This is a genomic window from Nonomuraea sp. NPDC049784 (assembly GCF_040659615.1).
Classification (GTDB): domain Bacteria; phylum Actinomycetota; class Actinomycetes; order Streptosporangiales; family Streptosporangiaceae; genus Nonomuraea.
Genome location: NZ_JBFAMX010000801.1, coordinates 1 through 3,819, shown reverse-complemented (window position 1 = coordinate 3,819; position 3,819 = coordinate 1). Strand labels below are relative to the sequence as shown.

At 71.0% G+C, this 3,819-nt stretch carries 3 protein-coding genes; 2 read left to right on the top strand and 1 reads right to left on the bottom strand.

Translation table 11 applies throughout. From position 1 onward, the window contains the following. Window positions 1–3,125: S8 family serine peptidase (locus tag AB0J09_RS58710; RefSeq protein WP_360711999.1), on the top strand; the 3,125-nt coding region annotated here is incomplete at its 5' end. Here AB0J09_RS58710 and AB0J09_RS58705 read toward each other — a convergent pair. Beyond that, a complete protein-coding gene (locus tag AB0J09_RS58705; protein ID WP_360711997.1) occupies window positions 3,110–3,655 on the bottom strand; it encodes a helix-turn-helix domain-containing protein in 546 nt (181 codons plus the stop codon). The genes AB0J09_RS58710 and AB0J09_RS58705 overlap by 16 nt on opposite strands. A gap of 71 nt (window positions 3,656–3,726) precedes the next feature. Here AB0J09_RS58705 and AB0J09_RS58700 point away from each other — a divergent pair. Next, on the top strand, window positions 3,727–3,819 hold a 93-nt coding region (locus tag AB0J09_RS58700; protein ID WP_360712002.1), incomplete at its 3' end, for an SDR family NAD(P)-dependent oxidoreductase.

Sequence of the window (3,819 nt, the reverse complement as noted above, 5' to 3'; positions counted from 1 at the left end):
CGCAGATCGGCGCGCCCGAGGCGTGGGCCGCCGGCTACGACGGCACCGGCACGACCGTGGCCGTGCTCGACACCGGCGTGGACGCCACGCACCCCGACCTCGCGGGCAAGGTCGCCGACCAGCGCGACTTCACCGGCCAGAGCGTCACGGGCGACCCCCACGGGCACGGCACCCACGTCGCCAGCACCATCGCGGGCACGGGCGCCGACGGTATCGGCAAGGGCGTCGCGCCCGGCGCGAGGCTGCTCAACGGCCGCGTGCTCGACGCCGACGGCTACGGGCAGCTGTCCTGGATCATCGACGGCATGGAGTGGGCGGCCGGCGAGAAGCACGCCGAGATCGTCAACATGAGCCTCGGCAGCCGCGACCCGGGCGGCCCGCTCACCTCCGCCTTGACGCGGCTCAGCCGGCAGTACGGCACGCTGTTCGTGGTGGCGGCCGGCAACGACGGCTGCGACCAGTGCGTGGGCGCCCCTGGCGACGCCCCCGAGGCACTGACCGTCGGCGCCGTGGACAAACAGGACAAGCTTGCCCCCTTCTCCAGCAGGGGACCGATCATCGCCGACCTGGCCGTCAAGCCCGACGTCACCGCCCCAGGTGTGGACATCACGGCCGCCAAGACAGGCGGCGGCAGCCTCACTCTCTCCGGCACCTCGATGGCGACCCCGCACGTGGCGGGCGCGGCCGCGCTGCTGCGGCAGGCCCGCCAGGGGATCATCGGCAACGAGCTGAAGTCGCTGCTCATGGCCGGCGCCAAGCCGGGCCAGGGCATCGCCGTGGACGCCCAGGGCGCGGGCCGCATCGACGTGGCCGCCGCGCTCAAGGACACGGTCGTGGCCTCGACGGGCTCGGCCGGCTTCGGCAAGCTCACCACGGGCGAGCAGAAGAGCCTCACCGTCGGCTACCACAACCTCGGCCAGGCCCCCGCCGAGCTGAGCCTGTCGACCGGTGACGCGTTCACCGTCGAGCCGTCGAAGCTCACCGTGCCCGCCGGAGGGACGGCCGAGGTGAAGGTCACGGCCAAGGCGGACAAGGCCGGGCTGCTGCGCCAGGAGTTGACCGCTGCCGTCGCGGGCGCCGGCACGGTGCGCACGCTGCTGACGGGCAGCGTCGACGAGAAGCGGGTCGAGCTACGCGTACGCGGCATCGCCAGGGACGGCCGCACCGGCCGCGGCGGCTTCACCGTGCTCAACCTGGACGAAGGCACCCTGGTCGGCCGTCTCCTGCCCGGCGACCCGTCCCAGCCCTGCACCGACCAGAAGTACGGCACCGGCACCTGCCTGCTGGTCAAGCCCGGCACCTACTCCGTGCTCGGCCACATCTTCACCATGCCCGCCACGCAGGACAGCACCACGTCGGGCAAGCCGCTCAACGAGAGCCTGGTCGGCGACCCGGAAATGGAGATCACCGAGAACACCGAGGTCGTGCTGGACGCCCGCAAGGCCGTGGAGGTCAAGGTCGAGACACCCGACCACAAGACCAAGCGGAACACCGGGGCCGCCGCCGCCCTCATGTGGTACCGCTCGAGCAAGACGGGCACCGCGCTGCGCGGCGGCACCACGATCTCGCCCGGCGGGCAGATCGAGGAGCGGCTGTTCGTCCAGCCCACCAGGAAGGTCACCAAGGGCACCTTCACCGTCGCCACCCGCTGGCGGCTGACCGCCCCCGAGATCACCCTCTCCACGCCCGGCCTTAGCCTCGACCCGCAGTACGTCGACCCTGTCCAGTTCAGCGACTTCTCCACCGAGTACCCGCGCCTGGACGGCACCCGGCTCCTCATGGCCGTGGACGCGGGCCGGGGCAGCGCCGACGAGATCAAGGCCCACGACCTGCGCGGCAAGCTCGCCGTCATCCGGCGCACCGACGGCGTGCCCGTCTCCGCCCAGGCCAACGCGGCCGCGGCCGCCGGGGCGAAGATGGTCGCCGTCTACAGCGACCAGCCGGGCGCCGACGTCACCACCGGCGGCAACATGGTCAAGCTCGCCGTCCCGACCGTGCGGCTGACGCACGAGGAGGGGCTGAAGCTGGTCGAGCGGCTGCGCCGCCTGCCGGTGCCGATCCTGGCCACCGGCATCGTCGCCAGCCCGTACGTCTACGACCTGTACCTGCGCGAGAAGGGCCGGGTACGCGACTCGCTCACGTACACGGTGAGGTCGAAGTCGCTGGCCAGGATCGAGACCGGCTACCACAGCCAGCTGTCCGACGACGTGACGGTGAACGAGGCCAGGTTCGTCTTCGAGCCGTGGGACACCTCGTCCATCTCCACGAACCACCCCATGGCCAAGACGCCGCGCACCCGTACCGACTACGTCACACCGGACCCCGAGCTGCGGTGGAGCACGTCGGCGGGCACCCCCGAGCGGTCCTACAACAACATGTGGCCGCACCCGGACACGCCGCGCATCTCGATGTCGTCGCCGGAGTTCCGCCCGTACGAGGTGGGGGAGCGGGTCAGCCGGACGCTGTTCAAGCAGCCTCTGCTGCCGGGGATCAACCCTCGCAACCCCGTGCGCAGGGAGGGCGACCGGCTGCGCGTCTCGATGCAGGGGTTCGTGGACGCCGACCGGAACTACGGCGACGCCTACACCAGCCAGTTCGAGCACGGCCTGAAGACCGACTTCCGGCTGTACCAGGGCGACACGCTGCTATGGCAGACGAACTACCTGCCCTCGGGCTCCGGGGTGCTCTCGCCGGAGAAGGCCACGTACCGGATCGAGTACGCCGTCGCCAACGAGGCCGAGTGGGCGAAGCTGTCCACCCGCACGAAGGCGGTGTGGACGTTCGGCTCGGAGCGGGCCGCGGGCACGACGGTGGTGCCGCTGCTGCTGGCCTCGTTCGACGCGCCCGTGGACCTGAAGAACCAGGCCGGCTCGCGCAGGCTCGGCCTGTCCCTCTACCACCAGGAGGGCGCGGAGCAGAGCGCGGTCAAGGACGTCTCGCTGGAGGTGTCGTACGACGACGGCGCCACCTGGACGAAGGCCCGCCTGCGTGACAAGGGCGAGCGGGCCTACGAGACCACGCTCGACCGCTCGCCGTCCGGATTCGTGTCGCTGCGGCTGAAAGCCTCCGACGTCAACGGCAACACCCTGTCGCAGGAGGTGATCCGCGCTTACGCGGTGCGCTGAACGCCGTGCATGAGGGTGTCGAGCACCCTCGTGGCCAGCGCGTCGGGATCGAAGCCTGGGGGAGAGCCGTGCGCGGCCTCCCCCAGCAGCGCGAGATAGGCCTGCCGCGCCCAGACGATGTCGGCGTCCGGTCCGAGCAACTTCCCGAACACCGACTCGCACTGCTCCATCACCTCGGCCCGCACCGCCTGCGCCTCATGGCTGAGCGGCACCTGCCGGGCCAAGGTGAACCGCCAGCCTGGCTTGATCTGCAGGATGTTGGCCGTGGCCTGGTGCAGCGCCACCATGGCGGGCGCGGTGTGCGGGCGAGCGGCGTGCACGGCCTCCTGGATCTCCCGCCACGCGGCCACCTCCATGGCCTCGATCAGCGCCTCCCGGCTGGCGAACCTGCGGTGGATGGTGGCCCTGGCCACGCCCGCGGTCTCGGCGATCTGCTCCATCGTGGCCACCGGGTTGGCGCTGAGCACCTCTTCCGCCGCCGCCATGATCGCCCGCATGCTGCGCTCGGCGTCGGCCCGCAGTCTTCCCATGGAGGAGACGTTACAGCCTAAAACTGAGACTATTTGCCGCAGATATGTTGGGATCTGCTACTTTTTAAAGCATGACACATGCTCTTGTCACCGGAGCCTCCTCCGGGATCGGCGCGGAGTTCGCGCGCCGGCTGGCCGCCCGCGGGCACGACCTGGTGCTGGTC

Coding starts and splice junctions, on each gene's coding strand:
- AB0J09_RS58705 (WP_360711997.1), bottom strand. CDS start 3,655: ATGGGAAGACTGCGGGCCGACGCCGAGCGCAGCATGCGGGCGATCATG.